At 48.6% G+C, this 16143-nt stretch carries 20 protein-coding genes; 11 read left to right on the top strand and 9 right to left on the bottom strand.

Annotation, left to right across the window (positions count from 1 at the left end; genetic code table 11):
- Positions 1 to 99: 99 nt before the first annotated feature.
- Positions 100 to 888 carry a PhzF family phenazine biosynthesis protein gene (locus tag ACFQRK_RS10200; protein ID WP_379006187.1) on the bottom strand — a complete coding sequence of 263 codons (789 nt, stop codon included), beginning with the start codon at positions 886 to 888 and terminating at the stop codon, positions 100 to 102.
- Between the two features lie 176 nt (positions 889 to 1064).
- Between ACFQRK_RS10200 and ACFQRK_RS10195 the strand changes: the two genes are divergently transcribed.
- The 3 genes from ACFQRK_RS10195 to ACFQRK_RS10185 all read left to right on the top strand — a co-directional run bounded on the left by ACFQRK_RS10195 (position 1065) and on the right by ACFQRK_RS10185 (position 3390).
- Complete coding sequence (locus ACFQRK_RS10195) at positions 1065 to 1406, top strand: single-stranded DNA-binding protein (protein WP_379006186.1); 342 nt, start codon at positions 1065 to 1067, stop codon at positions 1404 to 1406.
- Positions 1407 to 1570: 164 nt separating this feature from the next.
- Positions 1571 to 2650 (top strand): glycine cleavage system aminomethyltransferase GcvT, encoded by a 1080-nt coding sequence (gene gcvT, locus ACFQRK_RS10190; protein ID WP_379006979.1) that lies wholly within the window; start codon positions 1571 to 1573, stop codon positions 2648 to 2650.
- 8 nt (positions 2651 to 2658) lie between these two features.
- Positions 2659 to 3390: a 2-phosphosulfolactate phosphatase gene (locus ACFQRK_RS10185; RefSeq protein ID WP_379006183.1), complete on the top strand. Its 732-nt coding sequence runs from the start codon at positions 2659 to 2661 to the stop codon at positions 3388 to 3390.
- Here ACFQRK_RS10185 and ACFQRK_RS10180 read toward each other — a convergent pair.
- Together ACFQRK_RS10180 and ACFQRK_RS10175 are read right to left on the bottom strand one after the other, a co-directional pair.
- Positions 3364 to 3489 carry a DUF6358 family protein gene (locus tag ACFQRK_RS10180; RefSeq protein ID WP_379006977.1) on the bottom strand — a complete coding sequence of 42 codons (126 nt, stop codon included), beginning with the start codon at positions 3487 to 3489 and terminating at the stop codon, positions 3364 to 3366. The genes ACFQRK_RS10185 and ACFQRK_RS10180 overlap by 27 nt on opposite strands.
- A gap of 68 nt (positions 3490 to 3557) precedes the next feature.
- Positions 3558 to 3872 (bottom strand): rhodanese-like domain-containing protein, encoded by a 315-nt coding sequence (locus ACFQRK_RS10175; protein WP_188750895.1) that lies wholly within the window; start codon positions 3870 to 3872, stop codon positions 3558 to 3560.
- A 166-nt stretch (positions 3873 to 4038) separates the two neighbouring features.
- On the opposite strand from ACFQRK_RS10175, the gene ACFQRK_RS10170 reads away from it, so the two are divergent.
- Positions 4039 to 5346 (top strand): M20/M25/M40 family metallo-hydrolase, encoded by a 1308-nt coding sequence (locus ACFQRK_RS10170; protein ID WP_379006181.1) that lies wholly within the window; start codon positions 4039 to 4041, stop codon positions 5344 to 5346.
- 23 nt (positions 5347 to 5369) lie between these two features.
- Here ACFQRK_RS10170 and ACFQRK_RS10165 read toward each other — a convergent pair whose 3' ends face one another.
- Positions 5370 to 5561 (bottom strand): hypothetical protein, encoded by a 192-nt coding sequence (locus ACFQRK_RS10165; RefSeq protein WP_379006179.1) that lies wholly within the window; start codon positions 5559 to 5561, stop codon positions 5370 to 5372.
- 102 nt (positions 5562 to 5663) lie between these two features.
- Here ACFQRK_RS10165 and ACFQRK_RS10160 point away from each other — a divergent pair, with 102 nt between their 5' ends.
- The gene (locus tag ACFQRK_RS10160; protein WP_379006176.1) at positions 5664 to 5918 is read left to right on the top strand and encodes a hypothetical protein; all 255 of its coding nucleotides are present in this window, start codon (positions 5664 to 5666) and stop codon (positions 5916 to 5918) included.
- Positions 5919 to 5936: 18 nt separating this feature from the next.
- Positions 5937 to 6218, top strand: a complete 282-nt coding sequence (locus ACFQRK_RS10155; protein WP_379006174.1) for a hypothetical protein — start codon at positions 5937 to 5939, stop codon at positions 6216 to 6218.
- 1 nt (position 6219) lies between these two features.
- Here the strand turns inward: ACFQRK_RS10155 and ACFQRK_RS10150 are convergent, their stop codons facing one another.
- Positions 6220 to 6951 (bottom strand): FRG domain-containing protein, encoded by a 732-nt coding sequence (locus tag ACFQRK_RS10150; protein WP_379006172.1) that lies wholly within the window; start codon positions 6949 to 6951, stop codon positions 6220 to 6222.
- A gap of 250 nt (positions 6952 to 7201) precedes the next feature.
- Between ACFQRK_RS10150 and treZ the strand changes: the two genes are divergently transcribed.
- Genes treZ through ACFQRK_RS10125 form a run of 5 tightly spaced genes read left to right on the top strand, consistent with a single transcriptional unit; the run spans position 7202 to position 11621 of the window.
- Positions 7202 to 9025, top strand: a complete 1824-nt coding sequence (treZ, locus tag ACFQRK_RS10145; RefSeq protein ID WP_379006169.1) for a malto-oligosyltrehalose trehalohydrolase — start codon at positions 7202 to 7204, stop codon at positions 9023 to 9025.
- A gap of 17 nt (positions 9026 to 9042) precedes the next feature.
- Positions 9043 to 9222, top strand: coding sequence for a hypothetical protein (locus tag ACFQRK_RS10140; RefSeq protein WP_379006167.1), 180 nt, complete (start codon positions 9043 to 9045; stop codon positions 9220 to 9222).
- 12 nt (positions 9223 to 9234) lie between these two features.
- Positions 9235 to 10863 carry an alpha-amylase family glycosyl hydrolase gene (locus ACFQRK_RS10135; RefSeq protein WP_379006165.1) on the top strand — a complete coding sequence of 543 codons (1629 nt, stop codon included), beginning with the start codon at positions 9235 to 9237 and terminating at the stop codon, positions 10861 to 10863.
- 11 nt (positions 10864 to 10874) lie between these two features.
- Positions 10875 to 11207, top strand: coding sequence for a four-helix bundle copper-binding protein (locus tag ACFQRK_RS10130; protein ID WP_379006162.1), 333 nt, complete (start codon positions 10875 to 10877; stop codon positions 11205 to 11207).
- 12 nt (positions 11208 to 11219) lie between these two features.
- Positions 11220 to 11621: an SPW repeat protein gene (locus ACFQRK_RS10125; protein ID WP_379006160.1), complete on the top strand. Its 402-nt coding sequence runs from the start codon at positions 11220 to 11222 to the stop codon at positions 11619 to 11621.
- 53 nt (positions 11622 to 11674) lie between these two features.
- Here the strand turns inward: ACFQRK_RS10125 and ACFQRK_RS10120 are convergent, their stop codons facing one another.
- From ACFQRK_RS10120 to ACFQRK_RS10105, 4 genes are all read right to left on the bottom strand, one after another.
- Positions 11675 to 12511, bottom strand: coding sequence for a manganese catalase family protein (locus tag ACFQRK_RS10120; protein ID WP_379006158.1), 837 nt, complete (start codon positions 12509 to 12511; stop codon positions 11675 to 11677).
- Positions 12512 to 12753: 242 nt separating this feature from the next.
- Positions 12754 to 13113 (bottom strand): STAS/SEC14 domain-containing protein, encoded by a 360-nt coding sequence (locus ACFQRK_RS10115; RefSeq protein WP_379006155.1) that lies wholly within the window; start codon positions 13111 to 13113, stop codon positions 12754 to 12756.
- Positions 13114 to 13116: 3 nt separating this feature from the next.
- Positions 13117 to 13881 carry an SDR family oxidoreductase gene (locus ACFQRK_RS10110; protein WP_379006153.1) on the bottom strand — a complete coding sequence of 255 codons (765 nt, stop codon included), beginning with the start codon at positions 13879 to 13881 and terminating at the stop codon, positions 13117 to 13119.
- Positions 13868 to 16135, bottom strand: coding sequence for a hypothetical protein (locus ACFQRK_RS10105; RefSeq protein ID WP_379006151.1), 2268 nt, complete (start codon positions 16133 to 16135; stop codon positions 13868 to 13870). Before ACFQRK_RS10105 ends, ACFQRK_RS10110 begins: the two co-directional genes overlap by 14 nt.
- Positions 16136 to 16143 lie beyond the last annotated feature (8 nt).

Genomic DNA, 16143 nt, shown 5'->3' with positions numbered 1-16143 from the left:
AAAAACCAAATTCCTCAAATGTACAAATATCTTCGAATATATGTATGCCTGTTATCGCTACGGAATAGACCCATACGTTTCCGGAAAAGATACTAAATACTAATCTAATTCGATCTCACCCGTCAGATACAACCTTGCCTGACCGCTGATTTCAACGCGGTCATCGAGATGGTTACATCTCAAATAACCTTGTCGCGCTGAAAGCTGCCTGGCCGTCAACTCATTTTTACGGAGTTCCCTTGCCCAATACGGAGTTAATGTTGTATGGGCGGATCCCGTAACGGGATCTTCATCGATCCCCGATTGAGGAGCAAAAAAACGAGAAACAAAATCTACCTCATTTCCTTTCGCGGTGATGATCACGCCTCTCGCGTTCAATTGCGCTATACGGGCCAGGTCGGGTTTGGCTCTCCGGACGTGCTCTTCGCTTCCAAAAACGAGCATATAGTCGGTCCTTCCTTTATAAGCCGCCTCGGGTGCGATATCGAACGCCGCCTCCAATTCCGCGGTGATCGGTACCGGGGTGAAGAAATCTGCAGGAAAATTCAATGTTAGGTAATTTTGGTGGCGTTTTACCTCCAGATGCCCGCTTCGCGGCGAATAAAAACGGATCGTGTCCGCCGTATGCCCCGCACAGTTGAATAAGACAAACGCGGACGCCAGCGTGGCATGCCCACATAAATCAACCTCAAGGGTCGGTGTAAACCAACGAATTTCGTAACCTTGATCGCGTTTCACAAAAAAAGCGGTTTCGGCGAGATTATTTTCCATAGCGATCTGCTGCATGATTGTCTCACTCAACCATTCTTCCAACGGGCATATCGCTGCCGGATTGCCCGAGAAAATCCGATCGGTAAATGCATCAACCTGATAAATTCTCAATTTCATTCGCTTGCCAACCAAGTAACACAAAGATAGGAAATAGATCCGTTTATAGCCGTTTAAAAACGGATATATACGTTTAATATCCGGCTACGTCATTCTGATAGCCTGATCTTTGTGTTGTCGATGGTCCAGAATATCCATCGTTCGTTAATCGTATGTTTCTATTAAACCAACACCTTATGAACACCTTAAAAAACAGCGTACGCCTCACCGGATTTTTAGGCGGCGATCCCGAAGTGAAAACATTTGACAACAACAGAACCCTGGCCCGAGTTTCCATCGCCACCAATGAGCGGTATCGCAACGGCCAAGGAGAATGGGTTACCGATACCCAATGGCACAACCTTGTATTTTGGGGAAAACAGGCCTCATTTGCCCAAAAGAGCCTTAGCAAAGGTTCAGAGATCGCCGTTGAAGGCAAGTTGGTCAACCGCCAATACATTGACAAAGATGGTGTGACACGTTATGTCACGGAGGTCAATGTGAATGAGATACTCCAGTTCAACCGAAAGCCCGAATAGCACCAATCCCTCTCCTGGCAGGCTTCAGCGCCTGCCAGGTTTGCCTAAGGCGCATTACCGAACGCACAAAGTTCATCGGACCGCCACACGCAGTTCCTATTCTTTTTGATTGGCAATTCATGCAGGTTTCATTAGCTTTGCGCCGAAATAAACAAAGCCACATGATCAAAAATACCGCTCTCACCGAGCTACACATTGCCTTAGGTGCCAAGATGGTCCCTTTCGCTGGCTTCAACATGCCTGTCCAGTATTCAGGTATCAATGACGAACATGAAACCGTGCGCAAAGGAGTAGGCGTATTTGATGTTAGCCATATGGGCGAATTTATACTGAAAGGGGACCACGCGCTGGAACTGGTGCAAAAAATCAGTTCCAACGATGCATCCAAACTTTACGATGGCAAGGTTCAATATGCATATATTCCGAATGAAACCGGCGGCGTGATTGATGATTTTCTCGTTTATCGGATTGATGAAAAAACCTATTTCCTTGTGGTTAACGCCGCAAATATCGAAAAAGATTGGGATTGGATTTCCCAGCACAACACCTTCGGCGTAACCTTAAAAAACATTTCAGATGAGACCTCCCTTTTTGCTGTACAAGGGCCAAAAGCCTCCGAGGCACTGGCAAGCCTCACGGAACTCGATCTGCCTACTATGGAATATTATACGTTCAGCAAAGGCAAATTTGCCGGGGTAGACAACGTGCTTGTATCTGCCACCGGTTATACGGGAGCCGGTGGATTCGAGATATACGTCGCTAATAAAGATGCCAAGACGGTGTGGGATGCCATTTTTGAAGCGGGAGCACCCTATGGTATCAAACCGATCGGATTAGGTGCCCGCGACACCCTTCGGCTTGAAATGGGCTTCTGCCTTTACGGCAATGACATCGATGATACGACTTCTCCCCTAGAGGCCGGCTTGGGTTGGGTTACGAAGTTTTCCAAAGATTTTGTGAATGCCGACGGGTTAAAAAAGCAAAAGGAAGCTGGTCTGCAACGTAAATTGGTAGGCTTTGAAATGATCGATCGAGGAATTCCACGGCAGGGATACACCATCATTAACGCCGAGGGCCAGCCAATCGGACATGTCACATCAGGAACACAATCACCTACACTTAAAAAATCCATCGGGTTAGGATACGTCCCCATCGGGTATGCTAAGGAGGGGAGCGAAATATATATCGACATCCGAAATAATCCAGTCAAAGCATCCGTCGTAAAGCCTCCGTTTGTAAAATAAGCCTCCTGATGAGTCCAAAAAGTATTCGTGTCTGTTTAAGCCCTGCTTTGCTCCCTTTCCACGAACTGGACGACACCATAGCGGTAGTCATCGATATCTTCCGGGCCACGTCTTCGATGTGTTATGGATTGGCAAACGGCGCCCAAGCGATCATTCCCGTGGAAGAATTGGATGAGTGTCTTTCCTATCAAAGTAATGGCCATTTATTAGCTGCCGAGCGCGACGGCCAGGTAGTCACGGGATTCGATTTTGGCAATTCGCCATTTTCATATACCAAGGAAAAAGTAGCAGGAAAAACGGTCGTGTTGACTACTACGAACGGTACACGGGCCATCAAGCGATGCGCTGGCGCAAGTGCCGTGGTGATCGGATCATTTCTTAATATCAGTACCCTTTCAAACTGGCTCAAAACCCAGCCGCAGCACATCTTGCTGGTGTGTGCAGGCTGGAAAAACCACTTCAATCTGGAAGATACCGTATTTGCCGGAGCGCTTGTCCATCGCCTCAAAACCAGGGACATGGAATTGGATGACGCGGCATATGCTGCAGAAAGCCTCTATCTGGAAGCCCGGAGCGATTTACCCACATACCTTGGCAAAGCCTCCCACAGCAAACGGATGCAACATCTCCACATTGCGCAGGACATCGCTTTTTGCCTACAGGAAGATCAGGTATCGGTTATACCGATCTTGAAAGGCCGCGAACTCGTACGGCTAACGTTGCCTCACTTGCTTCAGTAGCCGATACTTGAGATACCCTAATATCAAGATAATCAGTATGGAAATTGCCAATACGATATACTGGCGGCTTTGATACGCTGCTACCGCACTGAAGAACATCAAGATCAAACTAATATTTAGCAAGATGTTATAAAGGAAATATCGTTTCATGCCGACTGTTGCAGCAATCAATAAACCTGCATATCGGGATCAAAGGCGTCCCGCCAGGCCAATATTCCTCCCTGCAGGTTATACAGGTTATCAAAACCTTCCTGCTCAAGCAACATAATGGCTTGGGCACTGCGCTTGCCGCTGCGACAATGGATCACCACCGGCTTGTCCCGGGATATCTTATCTTGCTCCAAAACGACATCGGCTAAAGGGATATGCTCACCGTTTATGTTGGAGGTTTCATACTCAAACTCCTCCCGGACATCGATCAATTGAAAATCTTCGTTATTATCGATTTTATCCTTAAGTTCTTCAACCGTAATCTCTTTCATAATACTCATATTTAGTGAATCCAAATATAAGTGTTATTCGGCAAAGCGAAACACCGGGACCCCGAAAATTGTTTGCGTTTAAATTTCCACGACAGCAAAGCGACTGGCAAAAGTTGCTTTGCACACAAACTTTGCCTAAGTTTGACAGTTATTCAACGGATAGGCAATGAAAGTTTTTAAGCACTGCATATGGATCGCCGCCCTGCTGGCGGGATGTACGGTACGCCAAGCGCACGACCGGATCGTTGACCCAAGTGAAGTGAAGCGGATACTGACCACACTGGCGGCAGATGATATGGAGGGTAGGGCAGCCTTTTCGCCCGGCATAGAACGGGCAGCCGAATTCATTGCGACGGAATTCAAGAAAATCGGATTACAACCCTATCCACCGCAGAATGGGTATCGGCAAACCTTTCGCGTATCCCGGATCAGCCCAGCGACCTGGGAGGTGACCTTTGATGGAACCGATATTCCCGATGAACACATCATCGTATCAAGCAATAGCCCCGGAGTTAACTGGAACAACGAGCCAGCGGTATCCCTGATACAGATTCAGGCCGGCGATGATTTTGCGCAACGCTTCCGCGATGCATCTGTGGGCGGAAAAGATGCGATTGTCATTATCGATACCAGTTTTGCCTCCCTGTTTGAAAGATACCGTGGTTTTCTAATGCAAGGGAAAATCAATCAGCTCGGCCAAACTCCACAGCCTACGCCATCGGTCGTCTACGTGTTGGCCAATCAAGTGCCGAAATCATTCCGTGTGAGCTTTACGAATAAGGTAGAGGAGCTATCGTTGTCCAACCTCGTTGGCGTGCTTCCTGGCAAATCAAAACCCCACGAGTACGTGATCTTTTCCGCTCATTATGATCACATTGGGATTCTTCAACCCATTGGTCAAGATTCCATCGCCAACGGAGCGGATGACGATGCTTCGGGTGTGTCTGCCGTAATCAGTTTAGCAAATTATTACAAGCGGCTCAATGACAATGAACGATCGCTTCTCTTTGTTGCCTTCACCGCGGAAGAGATCGGACTGGTGGGATCCCAATATTTCTCCAAGCAGATCGATGCGGATAGTGTGGTTGCAATGATCAACATTGAAATGATTGGCAAGGATGCAAAATTTGGCCCCAATTCCCTATACGTAACGGGATATCACCAATCCGATTTGGCTAAAATCATGCAACAAAATGTTCAGCAGACAGCCTTTGCATTCCATCCCGACCCTTATCCCACACAAAATCTCTTCTATCGCAGCGATAATGCATCGCTTGCGGCTTTAGGGGTTCCCGCTCATACGTTTGCAACGGTTCAGATCGATCAGGATCGTTATTATCATTCGGTAGCAGATGAGGTTGAAACGCTGAACATTGACAATATCGTTTCTTCCATTAACGCCATTGCCATCGGCGCAAAAAGCATCGTGGCCGGTAAAGACACGCCAACCCGTGTTCCCAAACTGGAACGGTAGCATGTCTTTACCCCACTTCCAACCTACCAGATCATCCCTTCGTGCGAAGGCTTGATCGTTCCCGTATACCATTTTGGAGTGGCTTCTTTCGGTAGCTCTCTACGGGTTTTCCGGGGTTCCGGTTGAGTTGCTTCAGCCCTTTCCTTTTTTCCGGTGCTCCCTGCTGTGTCCGCTACCTGGAGCAGATCAACGGCTTTGTCTTTTTTCGCCAACATATTTTATAAACTTTACCGTGCTAACATACCTGCATCGCCTTTGTTTTGGCAAAATTGAGTTATCAAAGCTGAAACAAATTAAAACTCGGAATGTTGACAACTATGAAACTCGATAATATCAAAAAGAAAAGAGATACGATGGGAACCGACAAACACGAAAACGACATCAAGCGAAAAGGCCGACCGGCCGGACGCGGGAAAGCCGGCACCAATTTGACCGATGCATTTGCGGTGCATGACATCGAGCAGGATAACCAGATCACCAATCGCTATCTTGGCGACGAAGGGGGATCGGCCGAACAAAGTACGAAACTAAAGCATCCTAACAGGAATCCCGATAAAGGCACGCAGGATTAACTTTAAATTTCAGTGATCATGAGCACATCCAAACAAACCAGCGACCATGATACCATACGGAAATGGGCCGAAGAACGAGGCGGTGTACCTGCAAGGGTACGCGGCACCGGCGGTAGAGATGACGAAGGCATCTTACGCATCCACTTTCCGGAAAACAGCGAAGACGACGACCAGTTCGAAGAAATTTCCTGGTCTGATTTCTTCGAAAAATTCGATGCCGAAAAGCTTGATTTTCTCTATCAGGAACGGAAAGCTGACGGCGAATCCAGTACGTTCCATAAATTCGTTAATCGCGAATAGCCTACGCATCGAAAAATTTCCATTGCAGGTAGTCACACAGTCCCTCCAGTTCCGGGAATATGCTGAAGGCATGAACGCCCAGTATATTTAATTCACTCCGGATCTGATCAATATGATCGTGGGGAATGGTTAGTTTTACCAAACGGCTTGCATATGTTTCCATATCAAGCAACGAAATGCCCCTGCGAAGCGCATCGTTTCCATGCACCGAAAACACGCCCGACTGATTATTAATTCGCTGCTTGATGATACGGGGGCGGTAAAAGAAGGTTTGATCTGCGTCAAAGGGCTTCCCGTAGGTATCTATATTAATAAAATCCGCCTCGGTGGTTGTCAACATCCAGATTACCGCTGCTGAATTCCGTTGGTTTTCGTGCTGGATCTCCAGCGAGGTGGCAAACCACAGCGCGGTCAACGCATTGTCGGACCAATCCAAAAGACGGGTGGGTAAACCGAAATATTGTCCAAGTGTCAGGTAATCCCATTCGTCGATCGCACGGTATGGATCTACAAGCAAGGGATTAGCGCGTTTAAATTCCGCAAACATTTGCCGTTCGGCATCCAGTAAATCGATCTTGGAGGTAAGCCTTAAAATTTTTGGTTTGAGTGCGGAATCCATAGCCTGCCCTCGAAAAAGCCAACTTTCTCCGGTAGTATTCCTGTCTGACCGGAATTTCTTGTAGGATTTAATCCGCTTTAAATAATCTTCAACTGAAGTAATTTGCTCATCCATAACCTATTTCCGTAATTACGTCTTTTCGTCAATCGCCCCAACAGCGTGCCGGTTTTGTACGATCCGCGAAGCGTTCGCCAAAGCGTCCATAAACCCGTCAAATGCACCAAAGGAGTCCTGTTTCACTTACATCAAAACCAAAAAACTGGACAACCGTTGTCTTTCTTGGATGGTTGCCACGCGTAATTGAACACTTAGGGAGTCGTTGTGCATGGCACGAAAAATGAAACAGGACTTTAAACGTATAAAGATGTATGAACTCGATCGGCCGTTAGGCGCTTCCAGAAAGGCAGATAACCATTGTCTCTTCCGACTTTGGGCGCCGCAAAAAAAACAAGCTCAACTGCACATTGTCTTTCCTTTTGATCGCCGGGAACCGATGATCCGGGTGGATGATGGCTATTTCGAGGTCGATATAGCAGATTGCCCGACTGACCTCCTCTATTTTTATGTACTTGATGGAGGGAATGACTTACCCGATCCAGCCTCGCATCACCAACCCCAGGGAGTACACGGCCCCTCGGCAGTGGTAGATCATTCTTTGTACCAGTGGTCGGATCAATCATGGAAAAATTATCCGCTCCAAGAGTTAATATTGTATGAACTGCATGTAGGAACGTTTACCGAAGCAGGAACGTTTGAAGCGATCATCCCGCGATTGGGTGACTTAAGAGATCTCGGCATCAACGCCATCGAGATCATGCCGGTTGCGCAGTTTCCGGGCAATCGGAATTGGGGATACGACGGGGTTTTCCCGTACGCGGTTCAACATTCTTATGGCGGGCCTGTGGGTTTAAAAAAGCTGGTGGATGCCTGCCATCAGAATGGAATAGCCGTCATCCTGGATGTGGTTTATAACCACCTTGGACCAGAAGGCAATTATTTCAACCAGTTCGGACCCTATTTCACTGAGGCATACCAGACGCCATGGGGGGATGCGCTGAATTTTGATGGACCCTGGTCTGACGGCGTACGCGACTTCTTTGCTAATAATATTCTCCATTGGTTTCATCATTATCACATCGATGGGTTACGATTGGATGCGATCCACGCGATCCTGGACAATGGCGCAGTTCATGTGTTGCAGTATATGAATGAAAAAGCCGACCATTACGTCCAGCAAACGGGAAAAGCGGTCCACATGATCGCCGAGAGTGACCTCAACGCACCTCGTGTCATTCAAAATTTTAAAATCGGTGGATACGGCTTTGATGCGCAGTGGCTGGACGACTTCCATCATGCACTTTTTGTATTGCTCCACCCCGAGGGTAAGGAACGGTATGAGGATTTCGGCACCCTCGAACATCTGGCCAAAGCTTTTACCGATGGCTTTGTACACAGCGGTGAATATGTCAAAGCGCGAAAGCGAAAATATGGAGCATCGTCAGCAGGAATTCTCGGCTCAAAATTTGTCACATTCATTCAGAATCATGACCAGGTAGGCAACCATAAAAATGGGGATCGGTTGGCTCGTTTAGTATCCGATGCACACTTGCGCATTGCCGCGGCAGCATTGCTTCTTTCGCCCTACATTCCCATGCTGTTTATGGGTGAAGAATATGGAGAAAAGCGACCTTTTCTCTACTTTACCAGCCATGACGACCCCGAGCTTGCCGCACTGGTAAAGGAAGGAAGAAAAAAAGAATTCGAACACTTTTTGGGAGTAGAACCTCCTCCTGACCCACAAGCTGAATCGACTTTCCGATCGTGCATTTTGGATTGGTCAATCCGTACCCAAGGAGAACATCAAAAGCTGCTAACGTGGTATAAAAACCTCATTGCGCTCCGTCGCCAGCATCCCGCCTTGCGAAATTTTAACAAGCCGGATACACAAGTACACATCATTGCCCCCGGTGCCTGGGCATTGATCCGGCAGGACGAGTTTAAGCAATCGCAGCTGCTGGCCTTGTTCAACCTGTCCGACCGCTCCGTGCCATTTTCAATTCCGCCAAACACTACTTGGACCTGTTTGTTAGACTCAGCGGTGGCAAATCCAAGAAACATAGCCACGCCAAGTCCGGAGAACCTTCAGATACCGCCGGTAAGTGTGTTGGTATTAACCGCCGAAACGTAAATGTAAACAGAAAAAAGATGAAAACGCTTGTTATTTTTATACTGTCAGGTATCCTATTGACCGCGTGTAACCACACGCCACCCAACGGGGGTGATCCCGCTCACCGAGATAGTACTGGCGATCCGATCGGTCCGGCAGATTCGGTAGACCGTCTGGATCCCGATTCCGTAACCGATACGCCCCAGGTTGAGTTTTAAAACGAACGAACCATGATGCCCATTATCGAAGACGTACCTTGGTGGAAGACCGGTGTTATTTATCAAATCTACCCCCGCTCCTTTTACGATGCCAACGGCGATGGCATCGGTGATCTTCAGGGTATTATCCGCAAGCTGGATTATCTTCAATGGCTCGGTATACAGGCCATCTGGATATCGCCGATATACCCATCTCCGATGGCGGATTTCGGATACGATGTGTCGGACTATACCGGAATTGATCCGATGTTTGGAACCCTAGCAGATTTTGACCGCTTGGTGGAGGAAGCACACGCCAAAGGCATAAAAGTATTACTGGATTTTGTGCCCAATCACACCTCAGATCATCACCCTTGGTTCATTGAATCAAAGCATTCAAAGGCTTCGCCAAAACGGGATTGGTATATCTGGCATGACGGAAAGCCGGATGGCAGTGCGCCAAATAATTGGAAGAGCGTCTTCGGCGGCGATGCCTGGGAATGGGATGCCCAAACCCAGCAGTATTATTACCATGGTTTTCTCAAAGAACAACCGGATCTCAACTGGCGTAATCCAGCCGTGAAGGAAGCCATGTACGACGCCATGCGCTTCTGGTTAGACAAGGGCATAGATGGCTTCCGCGTAGACGTGATGTGGCACCTGATCAAAGATGACCAGTTGCGGGACAATCCGCCAAATCCCGACTATACCGATAGCCAACCTACCTACAATCAGTTGCTGCCTGTGTACTCCACCGACCAACCCGAGGTACATGCGATTGTTGCCGAGATGCGAAAAGTAGTGGACGCGTACCAAGCGCGTGTGATCATCGGCGAAATTTACCTACCTATTCAGCAGCTTATGGCATATTATGGTCCTCAGAACGACGGTGCACATATGCCCTTTAATTTTTTGTTGCTTAACTTACCATGGCATGCTTCGGAAATTTCGGCAGCCATTGACCAATACGAAGGCGCATTACCGGCCGATGGCTGGCCCAACTGGGTGCTGGGCAATCACGACCGTCCCCGCCTCACCAGTCGCATCGGCGAACATCAGGCTCGCGTCGCTGCCATATTGCTGCTCACTTTGCGGGGCACGCCAACTTTGTACTATGGCGACGAGATCGGTATGCATGACGTACCCATTCCAGTAGAAGAAATTCAAGATCCACAGGGCATTAATATGCCCGACAAAGACCTGAGCCGCGACCCCTGTCGCACACCCATGCAATGGTCGGACCAGCCCCACGCCGGGTTCTCGGAAGCAACCCCCTGGCTACGTGTAGATAAAAAATACGCGCGCTTGAATGTCGAAGCACAACGCAATAATCCCTTTTCGATGCTTTCACTCTATCGAAAGCTCATTCACTTGCGAAACCGCGAACCGGCATTGAATCAGGGAACCTATACACCGGTATCCTCAAATGACCAGCTGATCGCCTATCGGCGCGATTCGCCTCTGGGGGATAGCTTTTTGATTATCCTGAATTTAACGTCGCGCCCTTGCCGATACCGGCAAACGGAGCCTTTTCTAAAGGGAAAAATCGTCATTTCGACTGCGCCCGAACTGGAAAATACCCCCATAGCCCCCAACATTTACCTGGGAGGGGACGAGGGCATCGTTATACGGTTGGAAGAGGGTGCTGACAATACTTTTTAAAATCGCTGATCATGGATGAAAGGTATCACGCCTTGTTAGAAAAAGTATGGCACTGCTCAATTATGAGTGAAAAGTGTGCCGCCGCCTGCCTGACCTCGGAACGGATCGAAAAATTGGCTACTTGCATCCGTCTTAGTTTGGATTGTGCCGAGACATGCATGCTATTAGTACGTTCGGTGAAACGACGGTCAGTGCTGGTGCCGTCGTTGCTGCGCATCTGTGACTACATCTGTCAACTTTGCGCCGAAGAATGCGATAAACACGAAGAAGATGCTTGCCAGCAATGCGCGGCAGCCTGCCTGTTATGCAGTGAGGCTTGCAGCAAATTAATTGACGAAAATTAAAAACAATACATTATGACGGCACGAATTATCAGCAGACCGGTACACGCCGTACTTGATTACCTTTCCGGAATTGCCATGATAGCGAGCCCCTGGATTTTCGGGTTTGTCGGAATAGCTTTTGCTCGAAACATCATGCTGGTTGTTGGCATTATCGTGATCTTGATGTCACTGTTCACTAACTACGAAGGTGGTGTTTCGAAAAAAATAGCAATGTCTACCCACCTTTGGGGCGATTTGTTTATGGGAATCTTCTTAGTCGCATCTCCTTGGTTATTCTTTTTCGCTAAAACAGTTTACATCCCGCATGTTGCTTTCGGAATGCTTTCGATCGTTGCCAGCTTGCTGACTGTAAATTCATCACAGATCAAGCGGCATATTCCCATTAATTTCGTTTACCGGCGGCACCGGGATTAATACCTTGGTTCCAGGGCCCAATCCGGCTACCTGGAACCGCGGCACGTACATCGTTACATTTTGTTCATTTGTTCATTCTGCGCATACCCTTCCTTTATGGGTGGTGCCAACATAGGCTCTTCACCGAGTGGTTGGATGTGCTCAAACGTAAATTGCCCTTTGCCGTCGATCGATGGACCCGATGCCCAACGCGCATCCGGTGCCGGTGGCCGTTGGATATCCGTGGAAATAAACGAGTAGTTAACGTCCTGATTTTCCAGATCTTGCGGAAAGCTATTTGGAATCGGGAGCACGCCACTGGCTCCACCCAGCTCTTCTAATACCGCTAGCCACTGATTTTGGTGCATGGCGTCACGGCCAATCAGAAACGCCAACATGTCCTTCATCCCCGGGTCGGTGGTCGATTGCCATAGCCTCGCGGCAAGTGTCCGGCCCGTCGCTTCTGCCATCACATTGGCGTACATATCCGCAGCCAAGTTTCCGCTGGCTACCACCCACGATCCGTTGAAGGGTACACCGTTGGCATCGGTTGCCATCGCGGCTAAGCCGGCCGACAGGTAATGCCGCGGATCCATACCACCCATAATCTGCTCAACTACGGGGTTTTCAGAAACCATTTTGTCGATCACATCGCCTTTCGCGCCTTCCAGATTCAGGGCGACCGCCGTACATAACATTTCGATGTGTGAAATTTCCTCTGTGCCGGTCTCCATCAGCATGTCTCTATACTTGGTAGGCCCGCGGTTACCCCAAGCCTGAAAGAGGTATTGCAGACATACGCGCATTTCGCCCTCTATACCTCCGATGGCTTGTTGCAGCAATCGGGCAAATTGGGGGTCCGGCTTTTCGACCCGAACCGTGTACTGTAGTTTTTTTTCGTGATAAAACATAAGCGATAATCTTTAGTGAAACGTTAGTTCTAAATCCACTTATGCGTTCACAACCACCGTTCCATTACCGGGTAAAGGTTTTTAAATAACCCCGCAATACACCCGCAATGACACCGGGACTCGATTTTTACCGGGCAACCCTTATTCGAGGCGTGTTAGCCGCCGCTATCGCAAGCCCGGTCTGTACTGAAAAAAACATGAACTGTTCACAAAACAAGATCACGCGGTCTATGTGCTAGACACTACGATACCCACGTCTTGGCCACTTCGAAATCACTCACTTCGTAACATCGAATTTCGCCATGGACTAGCGGGCTCAACCCTTCATACGCCTTTCTTAGCCAGCGCTGGTCGGACACGATCGCCATACGATTCCATTTACTGAAATGCTTGAAACTGATTTTTATGTAATCAATGAAGGCTGTGAGGCTATAGTTCTGCATGTCCGTTTCCAACAGCACAATGAAATTGATTTTTCCATAGCGGTCGGCCACTTCATTTACCCGCGTCATGACTACCCGTTCGTATTCGTCTTTTTTTATTTTCCCGCTAGCACGATAAGCAACGACGTGGTCGGGAAAATCGTTCATCAGTGATACCATGATCTATATCACTTGCAAATGCGGTCGGATCTGCATCTCCACCACGTCGCATCGGAGCGGTGTTGACAGGCAATAGTAGATCGCTACAGCGATATCTTCGGCTTTTAGCATTTCCCCTTTTTCCTGCTTCTCGGCTTGCCCCTCGCGAGGCTGCATATCGGTACCCACCGCCCCGGGTTCAATGAGTGTCACTTTGATGCCCAGCTCATTCACTTCCTTGCGGAGCGATTCAGAAAACCCTTGGATGCCAGACTTAGTCGCCACGTAAACCGAGCTGTCTTTTTCCTGCACATCGGCGCTCATCGAGCCAATGTTGATAATATGCCCGCGCCCTTGGGTACGCATCCGGTCTATCGCCTGGCGGCTACAAGCCAAGTAACCCAACAGATTCGTGTTTAGGATATATGCCCAATCCTCGTATTTCCCTTCCAAAACGCTGTTGAAGGCCAGTCCAGCGTTGTTGACGAGTATATCCAGTTGGCCTAACGCCTCGTCTGCATAAGCGAACAAGCCGTCGATTTCCTCTGGGTTGGCCAAGTCGGCGACTTTACCGACCAACTTCCCCTTTGACTGATCGTGTTGTTGAAAATCACGCAGGGCATCATCCAATTCAGCTTGGTGCCGGCCTACGATAAGCACGTCATTTTCCCGCGCCAACAAGTGCGCAGCCGCCCGGCCAATTCCGGTGGTTCCACCGGTAATCAAAATTCGCTTGCCCTTTACCGGTTGGATCAGCTTTTCTTCATAAATCGCTTTAACTGCTTCCATGACTTCCTCCTTTATGGTTAACATTTGTATACGTTTGTTTTGCCTGCCATTTGACCGTCAGGTGTTGATCACCCTGCACTTGGTAATAAACTCTATCATCTTCATCGGTTTGCGCCGTAAGGGCTCCCTGCCGTTTTCCGGAAACCTCAATCTCCAGGAGCTGTCCCTTGCCGACCTTAAAAATATATACCGAAGCATGCAGCCTTTCATCGCCGAGCACCTTAATATGCACCTCTTGGTCCTTGACAGCGTATTCCGCAAACGGATAATCGATAAAAAGCAGGTAGGCTCCCTCGGCCAGTTGAATATAATGCCGCGGAATGACTGTAAAAGGGAAGCCTGCTCCGTACACCTCTTGGCCTACGGTACCGGACTTGTCCCACCCGCTGCTAATGTCTTCCACTGGCACCCAAAGCTGACGATCGATCTCGCCGGTCTTTACTTTTTCTGCCAACATATCTGCCGGTAACAGCGTTGGGTAGTAGTATGGCATTCGGCCTACTGCATATCGGATAAATTCGGCAAGCAATAGCGCAGATGGCCGAAAAAGCGGCGTGTCGTTGGCTTGGGCGAGGAACTCATGCATCGCCGCAAACACCTCCGCTTCCTCATAAACGGCTGTATAGGGTGCATCGTTCAAAGGAAAAACAGCGAAAAACAGTGGAAAATGAGATCCATATCCATATCGGCACTCCCATAATGCTACATTTTTGAAAATGTTTGCCAGAAAGAGATAACCCATATCCAAGTACAAGGGGTCGTTAGTTTCCTTCCATAAACGGAGCATCGCTCCCGCCGAAAATGCGGTATTATTGGCTTGGTAAAACAGATCGAATCCGTCGGACACCATCGATTTCGCGGCACGTTGCGCCTCTTCAAGGTACGTCTTCTTCTTGGTTAGCTCCCACGCCTGTAACATCACATGCGCATAGATACCGCCCACGTCTTTCTCACCGCCTTGACCCGGTGCTGTCTCTGCTTTGATGACTTCCAAAGTGTCCATCTTATAAAAGACCGGCCATTTGTAATCGAAGTGCTTAGCCACTTTGATCGCATAGTCGAGCGACTTCATAAACAGATCTTTGGCTACTTTATCTCCCTTCAGTGCCATCCGCGAGAAGTTAAGCAACGGATGGTGCAAATACCATGAATCCATAACCAAAGGCTTCTTATGCTCTTCACTCCCATCGAGCTGTTGGACAGCGGCGGGAAGCCATCGGTGCACCGTGCGAAGATCCGCATCGTAAAATTTGCTAAGTCCCGACTCCAATATGGCTATCAATTCGCTGCCACGGTCAGACCAATCGGCATATTCCATCACCGGCAATAACACGGCTAGTTGTACCATAATCTCTGGCGGCGTATCATAATCACATACATATGCATTAAGATAATCATGGCCATGATGGTGAGCCCAGCATCCTTTGTGCTCCGCCAGTGCCCGCATAACTTTTTCAGCCGTTGATGGATAATCATGATACACTACTGGTGGCTTCGGAAGCATCAAATATAAACAGGCGAGCAACTCCATAAATTGCTTTGCCACCTCAAATTGATCTCCGGGCACTTGATCGGTTAACGCAATGAATGCGTCCGAAATAATGTATGACTTGCCCGCATGTAAGGGTTTATCGGTCGCCGCTGGCAACGCAAACCCAAACTCCGGCCAGCTGGCATCCACTGTACCGGCAAGGGAGGCACCGGTATCTATGCAATAGTCATTTAATGCGGTCAGATTTTGTAGGTACAGAACGGCACCTGCCCTAGGTTTTCCGATACTGAAATAAACCAACCCACTGCGCATTCCCAACTGCTCCACATGGATGTTGGCTTGCACGTTATCGAACGTCCCGCGCTCTCTCAGCAACAAAATGTCTTTGGGCCAAAAAGGAACGGCAACATTCATCCTTGGCGTGAAACGAACCTCGTAGTGAAGCGTATCAATAGCTTCGTCGCCTTGTATGGCAAGGGTCACCCGATAACTGCCCAACGAAGATTTCAGCGTACATGTCAGGCCGGTTTCGTCCATCTCGCTATTTTTGATCTCGAAGTCCGCAGCTGGCGTATACGCTAACCGGAAGACCAATTCGGCTTTGCGTTTTCGTTGGACCTTTACGGCCAGAGAATCGTTGGTGAGTAAAGCCTGTAAGGTACCTGATGTTAGTTGTTTTTCGGCAACGACTGATGCCTTTTTAGCGGCAAGCTGATCTGCCAAATGGATCGCCCAAGGCGAAACGCTGTTTTTTTCTTTCATATTCAAAC

It is taken from the genome of Parapedobacter sp. GCM10030251 (genome assembly GCF_042666505.1).
GTDB lineage: Bacteria > Bacteroidota > Bacteroidia > Sphingobacteriales > Sphingobacteriaceae > Parapedobacter.
The sequence above is the reverse complement of the archived record's forward strand: the minus strand, read 5'-3'. Positions and strand labels throughout refer to the sequence as shown.

Bases quoted from the DNA above. Each gene is read 5' to 3' on its own strand.
- ACFQRK_RS10200 (WP_379006187.1), bottom strand. From the start codon at position 888: ATGAAATTGAGAATTTATCAGGTTGATGCATTTACCGATCGGATTTTC.
- ACFQRK_RS10195 (WP_379006186.1), top strand. From the start codon at position 1,065: ATGAACACCTTAAAAAACAGCGTACGCCTCACCGGATTTTTAGGCGGC.
- ACFQRK_RS10185 (WP_379006183.1), top strand. From the start codon at position 2,659: ATGAGTCCAAAAAGTATTCGTGTCTGTTTAAGCCCTGCTTTGCTCCCT.
- ACFQRK_RS10180 (WP_379006977.1), bottom strand. From the start codon at position 3,489: ATGTTCTTCAGTGCGGTAGCAGCGTATCAAAGCCGCCAGTATATCGTA.
- ACFQRK_RS10175 (WP_188750895.1), bottom strand. From the start codon at position 3,872: ATGAAAGAGATTACGGTTGAAGAACTTAAGGATAAAATCGATAATAAC.
- ACFQRK_RS10170 (WP_379006181.1), top strand. From the start codon at position 4,039: ATGAAAGTTTTTAAGCACTGCATATGGATCGCCGCCCTGCTGGCGGGA.
- ACFQRK_RS10165 (WP_379006179.1), bottom strand. From the start codon at position 5,561: ATGTTGGCGAAAAAAGACAAAGCCGTTGATCTGCTCCAGGTAGCGGAC.
- ACFQRK_RS10160 (WP_379006176.1), top strand. From the start codon at position 5,664: ATGAAACTCGATAATATCAAAAAGAAAAGAGATACGATGGGAACCGAC.
- ACFQRK_RS10155 (WP_379006174.1), top strand. From the start codon at position 5,937: ATGAGCACATCCAAACAAACCAGCGACCATGATACCATACGGAAATGG.
- ACFQRK_RS10150 (WP_379006172.1), bottom strand. From the start codon at position 6,951: ATGGATGAGCAAATTACTTCAGTTGAAGATTATTTAAAGCGGATTAAA.
- treZ (WP_379006169.1), top strand. From the start codon at position 7,202: ATGTATGAACTCGATCGGCCGTTAGGCGCTTCCAGAAAGGCAGATAAC.
- ACFQRK_RS10140 (WP_379006167.1), top strand. From the start codon at position 9,043: ATGAAAACGCTTGTTATTTTTATACTGTCAGGTATCCTATTGACCGCG.
- ACFQRK_RS10135 (WP_379006165.1), top strand. From the start codon at position 9,235: ATGATGCCCATTATCGAAGACGTACCTTGGTGGAAGACCGGTGTTATT.
- ACFQRK_RS10130 (WP_379006162.1), top strand. From the start codon at position 10,875: ATGGATGAAAGGTATCACGCCTTGTTAGAAAAAGTATGGCACTGCTCA.
- ACFQRK_RS10125 (WP_379006160.1), top strand. From the start codon at position 11,220: ATGACGGCACGAATTATCAGCAGACCGGTACACGCCGTACTTGATTAC.
- ACFQRK_RS10120 (WP_379006158.1), bottom strand. From the start codon at position 12,511: ATGTTTTATCACGAAAAAAAACTACAGTACACGGTTCGGGTCGAAAAG.
- ACFQRK_RS10115 (WP_379006155.1), bottom strand. From the start codon at position 13,113: ATGGTATCACTGATGAACGATTTTCCCGACCACGTCGTTGCTTATCGT.
- ACFQRK_RS10110 (WP_379006153.1), bottom strand. From the start codon at position 13,881: ATGGAAGCAGTTAAAGCGATTTATGAAGAAAAGCTGATCCAACCGGTA.
- ACFQRK_RS10105 (WP_379006151.1), bottom strand. From the start codon at position 16,135: ATGAAAGAAAAAAACAGCGTTTCGCCTTGGGCGATCCATTTGGCAGAT.